This window comes from Paenibacillus paludis (assembly GCF_042610515.1).
Classification (GTDB): Bacteria; Bacillota; Bacilli; order Paenibacillales; family Paenibacillaceae; genus Paenibacillus_AQ.
On sequence record NZ_JBGJZP010000005.1, the window covers coordinates 43,222 to 61,986 of the forward strand.

19 protein-coding genes are annotated in these 18,765 nt (G+C 52.5%); 7 read left to right on the plus strand and 12 right to left on the minus strand.

The features are described 5' to 3' along the window. Positions 1-27 precede the first annotated feature (27 nt). A complete protein-coding gene (gene pfkA, locus ACAN56_RS11035; RefSeq protein ID WP_038589639.1) occupies positions 28-999 on the minus strand; it encodes a 6-phosphofructokinase in 972 nt (323 codons plus the stop codon). A 66-nt stretch (positions 1,000-1,065) separates the two neighbouring features. Continuing rightward, positions 1,066-2,148 (minus strand): tetraprenyl-beta-curcumene synthase family protein, encoded by a 1,083-nt coding sequence (locus tag ACAN56_RS11040; protein WP_038599341.1) that lies wholly within the window; start codon positions 2,146-2,148, stop codon positions 1,066-1,068. A gap of 192 nt (positions 2,149-2,340) precedes the next feature. Between ACAN56_RS11040 and ACAN56_RS11045 the strand changes: the two genes are divergently transcribed. After that, the gene (locus tag ACAN56_RS11045; protein WP_379142732.1) at positions 2,341-3,618 is read left to right on the plus strand and encodes an MFS transporter; all 1,278 of its coding nucleotides are present in this window, start codon (positions 2,341-2,343) and stop codon (positions 3,616-3,618) included. 187 nt (positions 3,619-3,805) lie between these two features. Here the strand turns inward: ACAN56_RS11045 and ACAN56_RS11050 are convergent, their stop codons facing one another. After that, on the minus strand, positions 3,806-4,003 hold the full coding sequence (locus tag ACAN56_RS11050; protein WP_019911834.1) for a cold shock domain-containing protein: 198 nt from the start codon (positions 4,001-4,003) through the stop codon (positions 3,806-3,808). 172 nt (positions 4,004-4,175) lie between these two features. Here ACAN56_RS11050 and ACAN56_RS11055 point away from each other — a divergent pair, with 172 nt between their 5' ends. The 6 genes from ACAN56_RS11055 to ACAN56_RS11080 all read left to right on the plus strand — a co-directional run bounded on the left by ACAN56_RS11055 (position 4,176) and on the right by ACAN56_RS11080 (position 8,888). Then, entirely contained in the window at positions 4,176-4,409 is a 234-nt protein-coding gene (locus tag ACAN56_RS11055) for a hypothetical protein (protein WP_036702226.1), read from the plus strand. A 6-nt stretch (positions 4,410-4,415) separates the two neighbouring features. Then, the gene (locus ACAN56_RS11060; RefSeq protein WP_038589633.1) at positions 4,416-4,586 is read left to right on the plus strand and encodes a hypothetical protein; all 171 of its coding nucleotides are present in this window, start codon (positions 4,416-4,418) and stop codon (positions 4,584-4,586) included. A 209-nt stretch (positions 4,587-4,795) separates the two neighbouring features. Further along, positions 4,796-6,586: an oligoendopeptidase F gene (pepF, locus tag ACAN56_RS11065; RefSeq protein ID WP_038599338.1), complete on the plus strand. Its 1,791-nt coding sequence runs from the start codon at positions 4,796-4,798 to the stop codon at positions 6,584-6,586. An 83-nt stretch (positions 6,587-6,669) separates the two neighbouring features. Continuing rightward, positions 6,670-6,990, plus strand: a complete 321-nt coding sequence (locus ACAN56_RS11070; protein WP_038589630.1) for a LapA family protein — start codon at positions 6,670-6,672, stop codon at positions 6,988-6,990. Positions 6,991-7,027: 37 nt separating this feature from the next. After that, positions 7,028-8,071 carry a M42 family metallopeptidase gene (locus ACAN56_RS11075; protein WP_038589626.1) on the plus strand — a complete coding sequence of 348 codons (1,044 nt, stop codon included), beginning with the start codon at positions 7,028-7,030 and terminating at the stop codon, positions 8,069-8,071. Next, positions 8,055-8,888, plus strand: coding sequence for a hypothetical protein (locus ACAN56_RS11080; RefSeq protein WP_379142737.1), 834 nt, complete (start codon positions 8,055-8,057; stop codon positions 8,886-8,888). The genes ACAN56_RS11075 and ACAN56_RS11080 overlap by 17 nt, the downstream gene beginning before the upstream one ends. A 192-nt stretch (positions 8,889-9,080) precedes the next feature. Here the strand turns inward: ACAN56_RS11080 and ACAN56_RS11085 are convergent, their stop codons facing one another. From ACAN56_RS11085 to hemH, 9 genes are all read right to left on the minus strand, one after another. Further along, positions 9,081-9,560, minus strand: coding sequence for a DL-endopeptidase inhibitor IseA family protein (locus ACAN56_RS11085; RefSeq protein ID WP_038589620.1), 480 nt, complete (start codon positions 9,558-9,560; stop codon positions 9,081-9,083). A 203-nt stretch (positions 9,561-9,763) separates the two neighbouring features. Continuing rightward, entirely contained in the window at positions 9,764-11,704 is a 1,941-nt protein-coding gene (locus tag ACAN56_RS11090) for an ABC-F family ATP-binding cassette domain-containing protein (protein WP_379142740.1), read from the minus strand. 69 nt (positions 11,705-11,773) lie between these two features. Beyond that, complete coding sequence (locus ACAN56_RS11095; protein WP_076112296.1) at positions 11,774-12,364, minus strand: TetR/AcrR family transcriptional regulator; 591 nt, start codon at positions 12,362-12,364, stop codon at positions 11,774-11,776. 47 nt (positions 12,365-12,411) lie between these two features. Continuing rightward, positions 12,412-13,218, minus strand: coding sequence for a DUF92 domain-containing protein (locus ACAN56_RS11100; RefSeq protein WP_379142743.1), 807 nt, complete (start codon positions 13,216-13,218; stop codon positions 12,412-12,414). 73 nt (positions 13,219-13,291) lie between these two features. Then, entirely contained in the window at positions 13,292-13,915 is a 624-nt protein-coding gene (locus ACAN56_RS11105) for a fumarylacetoacetate hydrolase family protein (RefSeq protein ID WP_341118560.1), read from the minus strand. Positions 13,916-13,951: 36 nt separating this feature from the next. Then, positions 13,952-14,683 (minus strand): glycerophosphodiester phosphodiesterase, encoded by a 732-nt coding sequence (locus tag ACAN56_RS11110; RefSeq protein WP_038589605.1) that lies wholly within the window; start codon positions 14,681-14,683, stop codon positions 13,952-13,954. 100 nt (positions 14,684-14,783) lie between these two features. After that, positions 14,784-16,178 (minus strand): CapA family protein, encoded by a 1,395-nt coding sequence (locus ACAN56_RS11115; protein WP_379142746.1) that lies wholly within the window; start codon positions 16,176-16,178, stop codon positions 14,784-14,786. Positions 16,179-16,313: 135 nt separating this feature from the next. Then, entirely contained in the window at positions 16,314-17,789 is a 1,476-nt protein-coding gene (hemG, locus tag ACAN56_RS11120; RefSeq protein WP_038589600.1) for a protoporphyrinogen oxidase, read from the minus strand. Then, positions 17,786-18,742, minus strand: a complete 957-nt coding sequence (hemH, locus tag ACAN56_RS11125; RefSeq protein WP_156130861.1) for a ferrochelatase — start codon at positions 18,740-18,742, stop codon at positions 17,786-17,788. Before hemH ends, hemG begins: the two co-directional genes overlap by 4 nt. Between the last annotated feature and the right edge of the window lie 23 nt (positions 18,743-18,765).

An 18,765-nucleotide genomic window follows, 5' to 3' on the forward strand; every position in this document is an offset into this window, starting at 1 on the left:
AAGCAGCATTTGCTGCTCTCTTGTATTCTATTGGGAAAGACGGGAAGCCAGCTCGTACAATTCCGTATCGAAATCTTTCTTCGTATTCACCACAGTATCGATATCGGTAAGCGTCAGCTCACCTTTAATAATGCCGCAGCCTTTATCCGATTCACCTTCGAGCAGTTTGCGAACAGCAAAGTCACCCAAACGGCTTGCCAGGTTGCGGTCGCCTGGAGTCGGAGTACCTCCGCGCTGAATATGACCCAGAACCGTTACGCGGGCGTCCAGTGAAGCATGGCGGTCTTTCAACGCTTGTGCAACGTCTTCGCCCTTGCCTACACCTTCAGCGACAATAACGATACTGTGGCGTTTGCCTCTGGCAAAGTTGTCACGCATCCGGTCAGCCACCTCGTTGAGGTCATAAGGCATTTCCGGTACGAGAATGGTTTCGGCTCCGGAAGCCAGGCCTGCATGAAGAGCAATATCTCCGCAGTGGCGTCCCATAACTTCTACAATGGAGGAACGCTCATGCGAGGACATGGTGTCACGAAGCTTGTTAATGGCATCTACAACTACCCCTACTGCCGTATCAAAGCCAATCGTGTAGTCCGTGAAAGAAATGTCATTATCAATCGTACCCGGCAAAGCCATTGTCTTAATTCCCAGCTTGCTGAGCTTGTTAGCCCCTTTGTAAGAGCCGTCACCACCGATAACTACAAGGCCGTCGATGCCCATTTCGTTCAGGATGTCCGCACCTTTCTGCTGACCTTCAGGCTTCACGAATTCAAGACATCGCGCAGACTGCAGAATGGTACCTCCACGTTGAATAATATCGCCTACACTGCGCAGATCCATCGGGAAAATGTCGCGGTTCAGCAGACCCTGATAGCCGCGCTGGATACCATACACTTCAACCCCGTAAAAAATTGCGCTGCGCACTACCGCGCGAACAGCGGCGTTCATGCCCTGTGAGTCTCCTCCACTGGTCAATACTGCGATTTTTTTAACATTAGTCATCCTGTTAGTTCCTCCTTAAAATTGTGCGGTGCCCATCCCTTATTGAGGGAATGCGCTCCACGACATCTAATACATGTGTTTGCGGATCCAGCGGCTGTTCACAAAAAAGAACAGTCTGGTCAGCGGGCTCTTTCTCATCAGACGCTTCGATACCGTGCGAACCTCCCGCTGTTCGCTGACTTTCGGATCGGATAAATAAAGTGCCAGAAGCCCCTCAATCACCATGCGGTGCATGGAGGTCTCGGGAAGATTACGGACATCCTTACGGGCCCACTCCACGATGGAAGCGATCCGGTTCAGCATAGTATCTGAATTGTCATAATAATTGCAGAAATTAAGATCACCGCCGGCCCGGTCTTCATCCTGATCGATCAGGTAATCCAACATAATGTGCAATCCGCAAAGATGCGGAAAATACGCAGCACGAATCGAAACCGATGCCGATTTAGTCAGCTTGGGGTCGCAAGAGGCCAGAAAAAGCATAAATACACCCAGCGTGGAACCTGTTGCTGCTGCAAACTCATTCCATTGAAGATGCGGAGCACGCTTTCCCTCTTTCGCCCACCACTCCTTCAGGGCATCTTCCCTGAGTTCGGGGCTTATGTGCTTATAAACCTGCAAATCCGTATACAGTACAGCCAGATCATGAATCTCCGCGACCGCCGAAGCATACCCGGGCAAAAGCGCGGTCATCTCCTGACACTTCCGGACCAGCCTGTACAAATATCCGCCGTCATTCTGCTCGCTGCGCAGCGCATAATAATTAACAGGCTCTGCACCGGGGGTAATTGCGTCCAGCATGGATTGATGCAGCAGCCTGAAATCGGCAGGATCCAGCGAAGTACTGCGATCACATAAGTTGTCCAGATAATCACTGATCGTTTGGTATGCGACAATTAACGGAATCAATATATGTCTCATTGACAAATTACCGGCGGCATAAATCCCGCCGCCTTCACAATGAAACTGCTTCGTCTCAATGCTGGCAAGCGCTTGCTTGCGGAGCTCGGGATCGGGAATCCCTTCCGCATCCTGGCGCCAGAAGCCCAGACATTCCCGCACTTCCGGCAGCACGTACTTGTAGACCCTGTTCATAAGCCCAATAGGGCCCCGCGGGCTAAGGTAACGGCCTTGCTCAAATTCACTCAATGACAGTGCCTCCACATTGTTGTCTCCTTATCCAAATCATCATTATTATAATATCATCAACGTATTTGTACAAACAACAAAATCACTTTCGCAAAAGGTTGAAAGATTCAGAAATACCTCAATTTTAACAAACATGCCGACTTTTCTTTATGCTATACTATCCGTATTTGATATCCGGAGGAGTGCAACTTCATGTATTCAGGACGGACCGGCGGCCGGTACAGCGATCAGAACTGGCTGCGATCCTTTATGTTCACACTTTACGGCACAAGTGTGCTGGTAGTTTCGTATTTCCCGCTATTCTATACCCATCTGGGCTTCAGCAGCCCTCAGGTCGGACTGATATATTCTGTCGGACCGCTGATCTCCATTCTTTCCAATCTGTTCTGGAGCATGGTCAGCGACCGGCTGGGCACGATCAAAAAGATCATGGCTATCCTCCTGGCAGGTCAATTGGTAACTGCAATAATGCTGGCTAGGGCCACCGGCTTTACAAGTGTTATGCTTATTATTTCCCTTTTCTATTTCTTCTATTACCCGGTTTTTCCGCTTGCAGACACTATGGCCATCAAAATAGCGCAGCGCCACGGACGCAACTTCATTGCCATACGCGTATTCGGCTCTCTCGGGTATTCCTTCTTCGCGCTCACCATCGGCTACGTTCTGCGGGCCTTAGGTCCTTCCTACAGCATTACCGTCTGTCTTGTTATCATTGCTGCCGCACTCCTTATCACCTTCGGGCTGAAGGATGCCAAGCGGAATGATGAAGCAACCGGGAGCAGTGTCAGCTCTGGAGAGCCCCCTGTCAAGAGCGGCGGACTTAAAGAAATTTTACTGCAAAAGGAAGTGCTGTGGTTCTTCGGCTGTGTATTCGTACTCGCCCTCGGCCACAGAATGAATGAAGCTTTTCTAACACTCAGCCTGAAAGGCATGAATGCCGGTGATGAAGTCATCGGCTGGGCACTGCTCGCTTCGGCACTTAGCGAAATCCCTGTCTTCTTTTTGCTCAGCAAATATGGAGAAAGATTCAAAGAGCTGCCGCTGCTCGCAATTGGCAGCCTTATGTATGCCTTGCGCTTTCTGCTTATGTCGCTGGCCGATGTTCCCGGGGCCCTTATCGCTATTCAGGCGATGCACAGCATTTCGTTCGGAGTTTTTTATGTGACGGCCGTCCGGTACATTACACGGATCATTCCCGACCATCTGCGTGCAACAGGACTCGCTCTCTTCACGGTGGTGTGGTCCAGCGCCTCCGGCCTGCTAAGCGGCACATTCGGAGGCCTGATTTTTCAGGACGCCGGACGCGAAGTTTTTTACCTGGTGGCCACGGGCTTTTCGCTGCTCGCCTTCCTTGGGTTTCTCGGCAAGCATCTCGTTGATGTTGGAGGAGGCCCCGGACGTTATTTTAACCGTAAAATAAAACCTGCCGCCAGCAAGCCGCCGGATTCGCCCTTCCCGCCGGCTCAATAAAACAAGAGACCTTACTGCCCAGACTATGGCAGGTAAGGTCTCTTCTCTATAATAAAAAACCCAAATAAAAAAACACAGTTCCCGAAAGAACTGTGTGTCTTGTAAGTTGATGGTTACCACTCTTGCAAGTGCTTTGCCATAAATCAAATATATATTGCGGCTGACAGCTGAACTGTCCGGCCGTTTCTTATAATTTAACTACGTTAGCTGCTTGAGGACCACGGTTACCGTCAGTGATATCGAATTCAACTGCTTGACCTTCGTCCAAAGTCTTGAAACCGTCGCCTTGAATTGCTGAGAAGTGAACGAATACATCTTCGCCGCCTTCTACTTGAAGGAAACCATAACCTTTTTCTGCGTTAAACCATTTTACTGTACCTTTCAAATGAACAACCTCCTAAAAATACCGCCATATATGGCGTATGCTTACATTATAACCCAACTATTCCTGCAAAGCAATCCATGAATTTCCTATATTAGTGATTTCATTTGCTTTTCCCTTCCCCGGTGCGTTATCATTGAGCCAAAAGCCAAAAATCGCCAGGGTGGTAATGATAATGATCAAAAAACATGAAATATACAAAACAGACAAGTGGAACATGATGACTGTCGAGGTTCAGGGACGCTACATTATTCTCCGTGAAATTTCTGATCAATGGGGAGAAGAAACGCATACCTTTATGAGCCGTCCGGCCATGATGCAATGGGTTAACAACCGGTTCAACAAAGAATCCTATAAAGATAATGAAGAAGAATACAAGAATATCATCGCTGCCTTCAAGCAGGTATAACCGGACATGGATAACGAGAATCTCGTAATATATGTAGTCGTTGTTCTATGCCTTGGAGCTGTGCTGATTATGGGCAAGGACAAGATGCCGCCGCGCATGAAGCGCGGCATGGCCCTGACTGCCGTAATCCTGATTGCCTTGGCTTTTGTCTTCATTATTTATAGCTTGTTGGCATAACTTCTGTAAATTGTGCTTAAGCGTTAATAATCAGAATTTGGCAGGGCATACTAAGCTGACTTTAAGATCTAGGAGGCTGCAGTATGTCCTTTCGCGCCAAATCCCTGCCGCTTCTGCTTGCGCTCTGCCTGCTGCCGGGCAACTATTCCGCTTCAGCTGCGCCGCAGAAGATTATGCCTACTACATCCCATCATTCAAGGAGGATTTCTATGGAACAATTATTGAAGAGAAGTGAAGTGCCCGCCGAGAACCGCTGGAAGCTTGAAGATATGTTTGCTTCACAGAAGGAATGGGATGCAGAATACGCTGAAGTTAAAGAGCTGATCAAGAAAACGGCTGATTTCCAGGGAAAGCTTGATTCTTCCGACAAGCTGAAGGCCTGCTTCGAGCTCGATGACCAGCTGTCGCTGCTGACTGAACGCCTGTATGTATATGCGCATATGCGTCAGGATGAAGATACGGCTGCCCCAACCTATCAGGCACTTACCCAAAAAGCGAAAAAGCTTAGTGTCGAAGCCGGAGAAGCTCTCTCTTTTGTAACACCTGAGATTCTGTCCCTGCCGGATGAGACTTTGGACCGGTTCATTGCTGATCCATCCTTATCGGCTTACACGTTCACTTTGACGGAAATGAAGCGCGAAAAGGCGCATGTCCTGTCCAAAGCGGAAGAAGCCCTGCTCGCCCAGGTCGGTAATATCTCCCAGGCACCGCAGACGATCTTCAGCATGCTGAACAATGCGGACCTGAAGTTCCCCAAGGTCAAGAATGAAGAAGGCAAGGAAGTAGAGCTGACACACGGCAGCTATATCCAGTTCCTGGAGAGCCCTGACCGCGAAGTTCGGCGGAATGCTTTTAAAGCAGTCTACGAAACTTATGGCAAGCAAAAAAACACCATTGCCTCCACCCTTAGCGCAAATGTGAATAAGAACGTGTTCTACTCACGTGTGCGCAAGTATCCGTCCGTTCTGGAAATGTCGCTGTACGGTGACAACATTCCAAAAGAGGTATATACCAACCTGATCGACACCATTCACGAAAGCCTGCCGCTGATGCACCGTTACATGAAGCTGCGCCAGAAGCTGCTCGGGGTTGACGAGTTACATATGTATGACCTGTTCGCTCCGCTTGTGGACGAATATAAGCTGGACATTACCTTTGAAGAAGCCAAGAAAATCACCAAAGAAGGCCTGAAGCCTCTCGGTGAAGATTACCTGAGTGTGCTGCAGGAAGGCTATGACAATGGCTGGATCGATATTTACGAGAATGAGAACAAACGCACCGGCGCCTACAGCTGGGGTTCCTACGGCACCCATCCTTATGTGCTGCTGAACCATAACGACAACCTGAACAGCATGTTCACGCTGGCGCATGAAATGGGCCACGCCCTTCACTCCTACTATTCGGACAATGCGCTGAAATACCGGGATGCACAGTACACCATTTTCCTTGCGGAAGTGGCTTCCACAACTAACGAAGCGCTGCTGATGGATTATCTGCTGAACAAGTCGACTGATCCGAAGGAAAAAATGTACCTGCTTACCTATTATGCCGACCAGTTCCGGACTACAGTATTCCGGCAAACAATGTTCGCCGAGTTCGAGAAAATCATTCACCAGCGCGCGGAAGACGGCGAATCGCTTACTCCGCAGGATCTTTCGGCTGTGTACTATGACCTTAACGTCAAATACTATGGCAAAGACATGGTTGTGGACAAAGATATCGAAATGGAATGGGCACGGATTCCGCATTTCTACAACAGCTTCTACGTCTACAAATATGCTACCGGCTTCTCGGCTGCAACCAGCTTCGCGAAGCAGATTCTTGAAGAAGGCAAACCGGCGGTGGACCGCTACCTTGGCTTCCTGAAGAGCGGCGGCAGTGACTATTCGATCAACATTCTGTCCAAAGCCGGAGTAGATATGTCTTCTCCTGAACCGATCCGCGAAGCTATGAGCGTGTTCGAAAGCGTGATTGAGCAAATGGAACAGTTGACCAAATAAGGCAGAAAGCTTAGTATTACATTAATCCCTTGCCCTTTGCGGGCGAGGGATTTATATTGTCATACCGTCTAGGAGGAAATCATATGAAATTGCAATGGTCGCTTATTCTCGGTCTTTTCTTCGCTCTGCTTACTGCTGTGTTCGCAGTCATGAACGTTGATACGGTACCGGTTAATTTCGGTTTTGATGTTGTCAGCATCCCGCTCATTCTTGTCATTCTGGGCTGTGCGCTGATTGGTGGAGTCGTCGTCGGTTCTTACGGCATTTTCCGCCAGTATAAGCTGCAGAAGCAGATTAAAGGACTGACAGCAGAGCTGAACAAACTGCGTGACGCAGGCAGTTCACTGGACTCTCTGGGTACACAGTATGACAGCCTTTCCACAGAACACACTACTCAACACTAGGTCTCTATTCCTTAATCATGAACAGGAGGGCTTAACCTTGCTTACCATTCAGCCTAATGAAGACTATATTCTCTCTATTCTCAAAAAACTGCTGGATACTCCAAGCCCCAGCGGATTCACGGCCCAGGTCATGAATCTTGTGGCTGAAGAAGCAGCAGCCTTGAACGTGCCTTTAAGCTGGAACGAAAAAGGCGGCGTTATTCTGACCGTCCCCGGCCTTGATCCTTCGCGCACCATCGGTATCAGCGCCCATGTGGACACCTTAGGCGCTATGGTACGGTCCATTAAACCGAACGGAACACTTCGCCTCACTTCTGTTGGCGGATTTACCATGAGCAGTATTGAGAATGAATACTGCGTCATACATACCCGTACCGGGTTGACCTACACCGGCACCATTCTGACCAGCCATCCTTCGGTCCATGTCTATCCGGATGCGCGCGATTTCAAACGCGTTGAGGAGAATATGGAGATTCGCATCGACGAACTCGTCTCTACCAAGGATGACGTACTGAAGCTCGGCATTGGCGTCGGAGACTTTATCTCCTTTGATGCCCGCGCAGTGATTACGCCAAGCGGTTATATCAAATCCCGCCATCTGGACGACAAAGCCAGTGTGGCCGCTCTGCTGGGCCTGCTGGAAAGCATGAAACGCGAAGGCTGGAAACCGCTGCACAACCTCTCTCTGCTGATCTCCAATTATGAAGAGGTCGGACACGGAACCGCCTGGATCCCCGGAGAGATCAACGAGTTCATCGCTGTCGATATGGGCGCGATGGGTGATGACCTGAGCTGCAAGGAGACCGATGTGTCCATCTGTGCAAAGGACTCCTCCGGCCCTTACGACTATGCCATGACCGGCCGCCTGATCGATCTGGCGAACAGTCTGGCCATTCCGTTCGCGGTAGATATCTATCCGCAGTACGGTTCCGATGCCTCCGCTGCGTTAAGAGGCGGCAACAATATCCGCGCCGCGCTGATCGGCCCGGGCGTGCATGCGTCACACTCCATGGAGCGCACACACAAGCAGGCCGTGCTCAATACCGCTAAGCTGCTTGCCGCTTATGTCGGTTCAAACTGAAACCGGCAGCAAGCTGCAGCGGATTTTACGGCGCAAACACTGGCTGATTGCCGTTGCGGTGCTGCTCATGCTTATCTTGATTACGGTGATAGCCATTACAATGGCTAAACCGGATACACAGCCTGCGGAGGTCTTTGACGGCCTCCCTCATGCCTACTCCTATCTGGAGGCGGAAACTTCGGGCAAGGTTCAGCTGCACATGATGTCGCTGGCACCGGAAGATATCGTCCTGCGTACTGCCGGTGCCCCCTTGCGGCAAATCGCCGCGTATGGCATTAACGGCGGTTTCTTCTATGGGACCGATCTCCTGTCGATAGCCATCATGAATGATAATCCGTCGAGCGGAGCCCGGGGAGCCTACGGCTCCGGCTGGTTCAATGCCAAATACGCCCGTGGAACGATGGTTTGGGACGGCGCAAGCGGCAAGCTGTCGGTGCAGGTTGTTTCTTCCGGCGAGGAACTGGAGGTCACTGACCGCTCCAACTATTGGGCACAGGGCGGGATCAGCATGAATCTGCAGCATGAAGAGCTGTGGGCGTTGTCTGCTGCCGCAGAACATCTTCCTAATGCTGATGAGCAGCGGATGCGCTCCGGCCTGGTCTACGATAGCGCGGGCAAGCTGTGGCTGATCGTCACTCCAACGCTAAGTACAGCGGAAGAGTTCCGCACAGCCGTACTGGAGCATGTCCCCGGAGAAGGAAGGGAAGGCATCTTCCTGGACGGTGACGGCTCCTCGCAGATGAACGCCGACGAGGCTGTATTAACCGGCGATTCGCGTCCGGTGGTGCAGATGATTGCCGTGGCCGGGGGCAAATAGACCGTTTAACGAATTAAAACATGAAGGCAGGCTCAGTCAGCGGAATCGGACTGAGCCTGCTTTTTTTAAAAGATAAGAATTTATATGTTTCACGCTATAAATTATCCTTCTATTTCTCGCTGAAACGGATACCGTCCTTTTGAGGACGGCGAAGCCGTTTCCACTTGTTGTGCAAATCAATCTTCATCCAGTTTACCGGCAGGGTTGATACCTTGGATCACCGACCTTATTACTCCGGTCCAGAATCGTAAGCCGCTCCCCGGATCTGGCGATCAGGTAACGGATGATTTCAGTTCCTTCATCTGTATCTACGTCAAAGGACAGGCTGGCCGTAACCCGAAGTCTAGTTGATGTACGACTCGTAACCCGAAGTCTCCGGGGATAGTATGGCAGGGGACCTGTATCTCCTGCAATCACATACAATCTTCCATTTCTTGTAACAGTCATTAGATTACAGAACATTCTATTGCTCAAAACAATACCCCAATATCTTCTGAAATAAGCTATCACCTTGGCTCTTGTACTGAATCTCAGCGGCAGCCTTAAATATTCCCTTCCGTCCACAATGATTACTCTGTTAGTATCAGCCGAGTAAAACACTTCAACCCAGACCGACTCCGCATTCTCTATAAACCTTTTCAATTCTCTGACAGACTGAGTTATTCTTGGCATAACATCTCCTCCTCCCTATTACTGTATTACGCTAACAGCAATTGGAGCGGGTGATAGACTACATAGGTTAAGAGAATTTATCCTCTGTAAAATGAAACAATAAACTTTCATTGCCGCATATCAAAAAGCAAGCCGACCTCCGTTAGCAACGGAAGTCGGCTTGCTGTGTATGTTCATCTTATTCTCTTACCTGATCCCTGATCTTAAGCTTTGCCGGCGATTCGCTCTGCCAGCTCGTTCAGATACGTCCAGCGCTCCATCAGGCGTTCCAGCTCTGCTTCGCCTTGCCGCTGCTGGTCCACAAGCTCCTGCAGCCGGCCAGAGTCGGCAAAAGCGGCTTCCATCTGCGCAGTGATATCTACCAGATGCTGCTCCGCCAGCTCGATTTGCTCGTCGATTCCCTCATATTCCCGCTGTTCCTTGAAGGTAAATTTCAGCTTCTCCCGGGCTGGAGGGGAGGTCTGTACATTCTGGCTCTGCTCCGGGGCAGAGCTGCGTTTGCCCCCACCCGCTGCTTCGTCTTTGCCATTATCACTGCGGACAGTAACGTTTTTCGCCAGCCACTCCTCATATTCACTGTAGTCACCGACATGCAGCCGGATCTGCCCGTTCTCAAAAGCGATCAGCTTATCCACCGTACGGTCCAGAAAATAACGGTCATGCGATACAGTGAACACTACGCCGGGAAATTCGTCCAGATAATCTTCCAGAACGGCGAGCGTCCCGATATCCAGGTCATTGGTCGGCTCGTCCAGCAGCAGCACGTTAGGCGCCCCCATCAGTACACGAAGCAGGTAGAGGCGTCTTTTCTCACCGCCGGACAGCTTGGAGATGGGTGTCCACTGCATCGCCGGAGGGAACAGGAAACGCTCCAGCATCTGCCCGGCCGTTATGACACTGCCGTCAGCGGTGCGGATGATCTCCGCCTCTTCCTTTACATACTCAATCGCCCGCATGGTGTCGTCCATATCTTGATGCTCTTGTGTAAAGTAACCCAGTTTGACCGTTGCACCCAGCTGAACCTCGCCGCTGTCCGGCTGAAGTTTGCCGGCAATCAGATTAAGCAGTGTTGACTTACCGCTGCCGTTTGGACCAACAATCCCTACACGGTCCTGCGGTACGGCGATATAGGTCAGATCCTTAATCAGTGTCCGGCCGTCCAGCGCCTTGGTAAGATCCTTCATTTCAATGATTTTGCGGCCCAGCCTGGTCGAAGCGACGGAAATATCCATTGCTCCAGCCGAAGCGCCGCCCTGGCTTTCCTTCAACTTCTCGAAGCGGTCGATTCGCGCTTTCTGCTTCGTGGACCGTGCTTTGGCTCCGCGGCGAATCCAGGCCAGCTCTGTGCGCAGCAGATTCTTGCGCTTCTGCTCGGCCGACGCTTCCCGCTCTTCACGGTCCGCTTTCAGCTCCAGGAACCGCGAGTAGTTCGCTTCATAGCGGTACAGACGCCCTCCGTCCAGCTCCAGCATGACACTGGCTACCCGTTCCAGGAAGTAACGGTCATGCGTAACCATCAGCAGCGCTCCGCGCCGCTTCTGCAGATACTGCTCCAGCCATGCCACGGAGTCGGTATCAATATGGTTGGTCGGCTCATCCAGAATCAGCAGCTCGGAAGGTGTAATCAGGGCGGCCGCGAGTGCTACACGCTTGCGTTGCCCCCCCGAGAGCGTCTCCATCAAGGCGTCAAAACGGGTGATGCCGAGCTTCGTCAGCACGGTTTTGGCTTCACTCTCCAGATGCCAGGTTCCGGCGGCATCGATAGATTGCCCGATCCGCACCAGTCTGCCCTCCAGTCCGGCGTCGCCGGGATTCTTCTCCAGCAGGGCCATAATCTCCATATATTCACGCATGGTAGCAAGCTCAGGATCATCTCCTGCAAATACCTGCTGCAGCACGGTATTGCCTGGTTCATAGGGCGGATTCTGCGCCAAATACTGCACCCGCACACCGTTGCCGATTGCGATTTGTCCCTCGTCGGCGGTATCCAGCCCGGCGATGATTTTTAAAAAGGTCGATTTGCCTGTTCCGTTCACACCGATGACACCAATCTTGTCCCGGTCATCCATACCAAACGATGCATCACGGAACAAAATTTTCTCTCCATAACTTTTGGAAAGATGTTCCACGGTCATAATATTCATACGCTGTCCTCGCTTGCCTTATATTTTCATTACCGGATTTATGCTGCCTTAGTTGACCCTATTGGCCGTTTAATAGCCATTCTCCGCATTCAGACTGCCGATTGCCCCGTGAATAAACAGCGCCGCAGCAAATTTTGCCCGCTTATACGCGTCCTCTTCCGTAAAGGAGGGTTGAAACAGAATATCCATCTTCAGCCGGTCCAGCATCCCGATATAGGATTGAGCCATCAGCTCCGGTTCGGAGGCCCCGCCTTCCAGGAGCACCTTCACCACGGCCTGCATATATTCCTCCATAAAAAGCGCCATATAGGCCACCAGCTCCGGGTTGTTGTTGGGAGCCCGGAAGAACAGCTTGGTGTGCTGCTTGCGCTCGTAATAATACATCAGATGATGTTCGGCGATCACCGCCAGCTTCTCTGTCGGAGCTGTACAGTCCTCCAGCTTGTGCTCAAGCTGCTGCATGAAGCCCTCGCAGTCGCGGCGGGTGACAGCCATAAACAGCTCTTCCTTGCTTTTAAAATACAAATAAACTGTACCCTTAGCGATTCCCGCATGTTCCGCCACTTCGGACATTTTCGTCTCGTAGAAACCTCCTGAACCGAAAAGCTCATAAGCGGCATCCAGAATGGCAGTATGCTTGTGATTTGCTGCACTGCTCATCCGGTTCACCTCCTGACTATATGGCGCATTGCTGTATTGTTGACTTTCTAACTGGCTGTAAAGCCGATCAGCAGCGCAGCAGCGCCGCCAATGACCGAACTGAGCGCATTGACCGCGTCGTTGTCCATCCAGCGCCAGCCCCGGGCATACACCGTGGGCTGACCGCAATGCTGCGAGGCTTCCACCTCGCGGCCGCATTTGGTGCAGCGGTTCATCCGCTGCACCGTAGCGCCCAGGATCGAGTCGGCGAAAGCGCCGGCGAGACCGCCCATGAGTCCGGCGAGCGCAAGCCGCAGGAAGGAATGGTCCGGCATGCCGGAGGCCGCCCGGAGCGCCCAGGAGGCAACTCCAATGAAGGCTCCGCCTGCGGCGGCGGCCAGAGTGCCCGGCAGCGAAACGCCGCCGGAGGTTCCTGCCTGGAGGATTTTGCCCGTGAGCACCGACCGCGGAGGTTTCTTGGAGAGCGTGCCAATTTCCGTGGCCCATGTATCCGAGGTCACGGTTGCCATTACGCCGATAAAGAGAAATCCCCAAATCTCAAGGGGATAAATGGCATTCAGCAGGACGAGCAGCATGCCCATTCCGCCGTTGGCAAATACTTGCCCGGCATCCCGGCGTCCTGTCTTGTCATACGTCAGCTCCAGTTCGGCCTTATTCTCATGGTGAAGTTTGGATAACATACTGGAAGAGATGAAGAACAGCAGCAGGATACCGAACCAGAAGGCATTTCCGGCACCAAAATAAATGGTCCCCATAACAACCGCCGCCAGCATGCCGGACAAGCTCAGCGACTGTTTGGCATAAGCCGCTCCGGCGACCAGCAAAGCGCCGCAGGCACCGATCACCCATAACATAGATTCAACTCCGCTTCTGCAAGAATAAGCGTCTTCCGCAGACGAATCTCCGGAAGACGAGGACTGATTAAGATTAACCGATCAGGCAGGTGCCCATAAGCTTCTCGCCCCAGTACAGCTCAAAGGAATCGCCTGAAACAACCGGACCTACCCCGGCAGGGGTACCCGTGAATATCACATCATCTTTGCCAAGCCCGTAGCGGGCGGCAATGAATTCAACAATCTTTTGCAGCGAAAAAATCATGTTCTTCACATTCCCGCGCTGCACTTCCACCCCATTCTTCAGCACGGTGAAATCTGTTGCTTCCAGCTCCTCCTGCTCGGGAAAAGCAATATAAGGGGTGAGCGGAGCGGCGTTCTTGAAGCCTTTGGCAGCCGTCCATGGCAAACCTTTCTTCTGCAGATCGTTATGCACGTCACGCAGGGTGAAATCCAGGCCGAGCGCCATGACATCCACCAGTTCCTCTACGCTCATGCCCGGTACATAATCACGCGCGATGCGCAGTACCAGTTCACCTTCATAGTGAATAAGTCCGGCATCCTGCGGGAGATGAATAATGGCCTTATCGAGAGATACCGCCGCATGAGAGGGCTTCAGGAAGATCAGCGGCTCCACCGGAACCTGGTTTCCCAGCTCCTCGGCATGTAATTTATAATTGCGTCCAACACAGTATATGTTATTAACATCTGCACACATTATAATCAGCTCCTTTCCCGTCCATTGGTAATGTCCTTAAGCCTTCAGAAAAGTTTCGCCCCAGATATCCGGACGGTTCGTACAGATCATGATATCGGAATGCATTTCAGCCAGACGGCGCATCTCCTTCGCCTTGTTCACCGTCCAGGCCATCGTTTTGACACCGCGTTCGGCAAGCAGCTTCGCCAGCCCCGGATTCAGCCTTGCAAAACTGATGGACAGAAAGGAGCAATCCAGCTCCTTCAGCTTACGGGCCGGATCACCGGTTCTGGAATCATAAATCAGACCGGTGCGAAACCGCGGATCCAGCTCCTTGATCCGCTGCAATGCCCCGGCATCAAATGAGGTCAGCACAACATCATCCCGCATCCCTTTGGAAGAGATAAGGTCAATGACTGCCTTCTCCAGACCCGGATACATATCACCGCTGGTCTTCAGTTCAATATTCAGGCGCAGCCGGCCGGAAGCAAGCTCAAGCACCTCTTCCAGCGAAGGGACCCGCTCCCCCCGGAAGGCACGCCCTTTCCAGCTTCCCGCATCCAGGCGCCGGAGATGCTCATAATCCATGTTCTTAATCTTGCCGTGTCCGTTCGTCGTCCGGTCCAGCGTAAAATCATGGATGACGACCGGCACCCCGTCCCTGGTCAGCTGAACATCAATTTCCATCCAGCGTACATAAGGCAGAGCAAGCGCCATGCGAACGGCTGCGAGCGTATTCTCCGGCGCTTTCCCGGAGAATCCACGGTGGGCTACACACATGTTTTTCATCATAAGTACCTCCAGCAGAAGTATGGTCTGTCTCCGGATTCCCCCGTGAAATCTGCAGGGACCGGTGCGAGCTGCTTACGACTATCTTGTTGGTTTAGCCCTATTTGCCAGCTTGTACGACGGTTCCGTCGTTTCTGATAGTTACAAGTCCTGAAGATAAGGATTGAACCTTATTCAGCAAAAGCTGTCCATCCACATCATTCATAGGCACCGGCTGGCCTAATTCGGCGTCCATCGGGCTCAGTTTCAGCGAACACTCGCCTTTGACAGTGCATTGTGCCTGAAAAACAGCGGTCTCCCAGGTAGCAGGAACCTTGGACCGTGTGAAAATAAAATTGCCTGTGCTGTAAGCGATCCATTTGCCCTTGTACGGCTCTATCCCCTGCAGCACATGCGGGTGGCCGCCCATCACCAGGTCCGCTCCGGCATCAATAAAGCTGCGTCCCAGCTCCTGCTGGGTCGCATCATATTGTTCAACCCGTTCCTTCCCCCAGTGGACAACTACAACGACCAAGTCAGCCTTCTTCTTGGCTGCGGCGATGGCCTTCAGCCCTTCTCTGCTGTCATAGACAGAAGCAACACCGGGCTTCTTCGCTCCGGCGATCCAGTCGGTATGAGGAATAACACGTGTGAAGCCAAGCAAGGCTATCCGGATTCCCTGGCGCTCAAAATACTGGGTCGTATAAGCTTCCTTGCTGTCGGCTCCTGCTCCTACATAAGGAATCCCCCGCTTGCTGAGGTTGCTCAAAGTATCCAGCAGACCTTGCTCCCCTTGATCCAGCGTATGGTTATTGGCAATATTTACCGCATCCACACCGGCTGACTTCAGCGCATCCAAGGCCTCTGGCGCTCCCTTGAATACAAACTGCTTGTTCTCGGCGCTCACACCACCCGTAGTAATCGGTGTTTCCAGATTCACTACGGTGAGATCATCCTTCTTAAACATTCCATTCAGGGCAGAATAGGAATAATCATACCCTTTCTTCTGGAGCAGTTCCCCAACCTTGCCGGCAAAAATCACGTCCCCGGCAAAATTCAGCGTGACTGTGTCCCCGGCATTCTCCGGCAATCCGGAAACCGCATCGCCGGTATTCTTACCACCATCTCCGCCATCTCCATCGTCTCCGGAACCTATCGCAGTCTCTGGAGCTCTGCTAGCCTCGGGGGATGGCGTTGCCTCTGTTATATTCTCCTGTGCCGGTGAAGCCTCTGGAGAGGGTTCTGGAGTAGGTTCAGCACTAGCTGTGACCTCAGGAGTTACGGTCGCCGTAGCTTCAGGCTCAGGTGTCACGGCATCCGGTGAAGGCGAAACTACCGCCTCTGAAGGCGGTGGCGGGGCAGCATTCTCTTTGTCGTGATCTCCAATAAAATAATAGGTTAGCATAGCGGTCATCAACAAAAGCAAACTTACGTTGGTCCACGCCCAAACCCTTCTGCGCCGGCGTTTAGTGCTGCGCTTATTGTTCTGTCGTGTGCGTGATCTCGGCGGATACATGGGTACAAACAATCCCCTTTGCCTTTAAATTGGTTCTATTATAGCATAACTCATGCTGCTCCCTCCAAAATAGCCGGGCGGGAATTCCATAAAAAAAACGGTGAAGCGCCACCACCTCCGCTTCACCGTTTGGTTCTAACCTATGGATGCACCCACAGGTGCGGGCTGCTTGTTCAAGCTTCCGGCTGCGGCTTCAGCCGTCTCCTTGGCCTGTTTGATGCAATCAGGCATCCCGATGCCATCATAACCGGCGCCAAAAGCGTAGACGCCCGGGAGCTTCTGCGACAGCTCACTGCGAAGCGCTGCGATACGGCCGGGATGGCCGACCGGATACTGCGGCATGGAGTGCTTCAGCCGGGTAATCTCCGTGAAGAGCGGCTGTGCGCCAACTCCCATAATTTCCCGCAGATCCTTGCGCACCAGCTCCGCAAGCGCCTCATCCGGCAGCTCAACATTCTGTTCATCGCCTGAACGGCCGACATAACAGCGCAGCAGCACCTTGTCCTCAGGGCTTGTATGCAGCCATTTGGTAGAAGTCCAGGTGCAGGCGGTAATATTGCGCCCTTCCTTGCGGGGAACAAGGAACCCCGAGCCGTCATATTCCGTAACGATATCCTTCTTGGCAAAGGCCATTACCACATTGGCTACCGATACATAGTTGACGTTATCCAGTGCGGACACATCCACATGGGGGCGGAGCAGCTCAGCGGCAGCAAAATTCTGCACGGTGACGTATATATCGTCAGCCAGCAGCGTTTCGCCGTTATCCAGCTCTACCGCGTACCGCGGACCGGATTCGGCTGAAGAAGAGCGGCCGCTATCTGTGCGGACGGTAATAAGGGCGGCACCCGTTCCGGTGCGCTGCTCCACATCATGCAGTTCATGAATCAGGGCATGAACCATACTTTGCAGTCCTTTGCGAAAGGTCAGGAAGGCGCTTTTTTTGGTTCCCGTATGCGTCTCAACAGGCTTGCGGCCCGTAGTCATCCCGCGGATAAGACTGCCGTATTGGCGTTCCACCTCACCGAACTGGGGGAAGGTTGCCTGTAGGCTGATCTTGCGCATATCTCCGGCATATATACCGGCAAGCAGAGGTTCGGTCATATTCTCCAGCACCTCAGTGCCAAGACGGCGCTCAATCAGCTGGCCGAGCGATTCATCTTCGCTGCTCCGGCGCGGCGGAAGAACGAAGTCCAGCATCGCCCGCATTTTGCCGCTGAACGACACAAGCCCGCTCTTCAGGAACGGCTTCAGCTCTGTAGGAATGCCGAGAACAAGCCCCGCCGGCATCGGGTGGAGTTTGCCGCGCTGCAGTATGTACGTCTTTTTGGCATTCGGATTGGTGGTGACCAGCTCATGATCAAGCTTCAGCTCCTTGGCCAGATCGCTCATAGCCGTTTTGCGGGCCAGAAAAGAATCCGGCCCTTTCTCAACAACGAAGCCGTCACGTTGCAATGTTTCGATCTTGCCTCCGAGCGCCTTATCCTTCTCGATTAGCACAATATCCGGCTGTAATCCGGCTTCCCGGTAGTATTTACGAACGTAAAAAGCGGCGCTGAGGCCGCTGAGGCCTCCGCCGATGATGACTACCTTACGGGGTGAACCCGTCATGACTGGTTCACCTTCAGTTGACTGGCTTTGGTGCGCACCACATCGCTGAGGACCGACATATAGGCCGGGTCACTGTTCAGCGAATCGGTGCGCATCAGCCGCAGATCCAGTTCCGAAGCCAGTGCCTGCGCCTCAATGTCGAGGTCATACAGCACTTCCAAATGGTCGGAAACAAAACCGATCGGGGCCGACAGCACGTATTTCACCTGAGCTTCGCCAAGCTCACGCAGCGTATCCAGAATGTCCGGGCCCAGCCAAGGCTCAGCCGTTCTGCCCGCGCTCTGCCAGGTAAACTGCCAGGAGGTTACACCGGCCTGCTCGGCAATCGCTTTTGACGTTTCCAGCAGCTGATCCCGGTACGGGTCGCCCATGGCCAGAATCCGTTCAGGCAAGCTATGGGCGCTGAACAATACACGAACCTCATCCCGGGCGGCGCCGGTCTCTTCAAAGAGGTCAAGCTTGGCAGACACTCTGCGGGTGAGCACATCAATCAGCTCGGGATGCAGATGATAGCTCTCCACAAATTCCATGTTGACTCCGCTGGCTTCAGCTTTTTCCCTGGCACGTTTAATGTAGGTTCCTACACTCATTACCGAATAATGGGGGGCAAGTACAATCCCGACCGCCTGGGTGATGCCATCCCGCGCCATAGCTTCAACACCGTCTTCAATAAACGGATGTGCATGCTTAAGCCCCTGATAACACATATATTGAACATCCTCACCGCTGTGGCCGCTGTTGAGCGCCTCCTGCAAAGCCTCCACCTGCCGGTCCGTGTTCTCTCTAAGCGGGAAGACCCCGCCGACAATGGCCTCATAGCGGTCCTTCAGTTCTTTCAGTTGCTCGGCTGAAGGTGCATTGCCGCGCCGGATGTGGGTGTAATAAGCCTCTACGCCCTCCAAACTTTCAGGCGTGCCGTATGACATCACGAGAACTCCGATTTTTGCTGTCACAGATTCCATCCCCTTTTACGAAT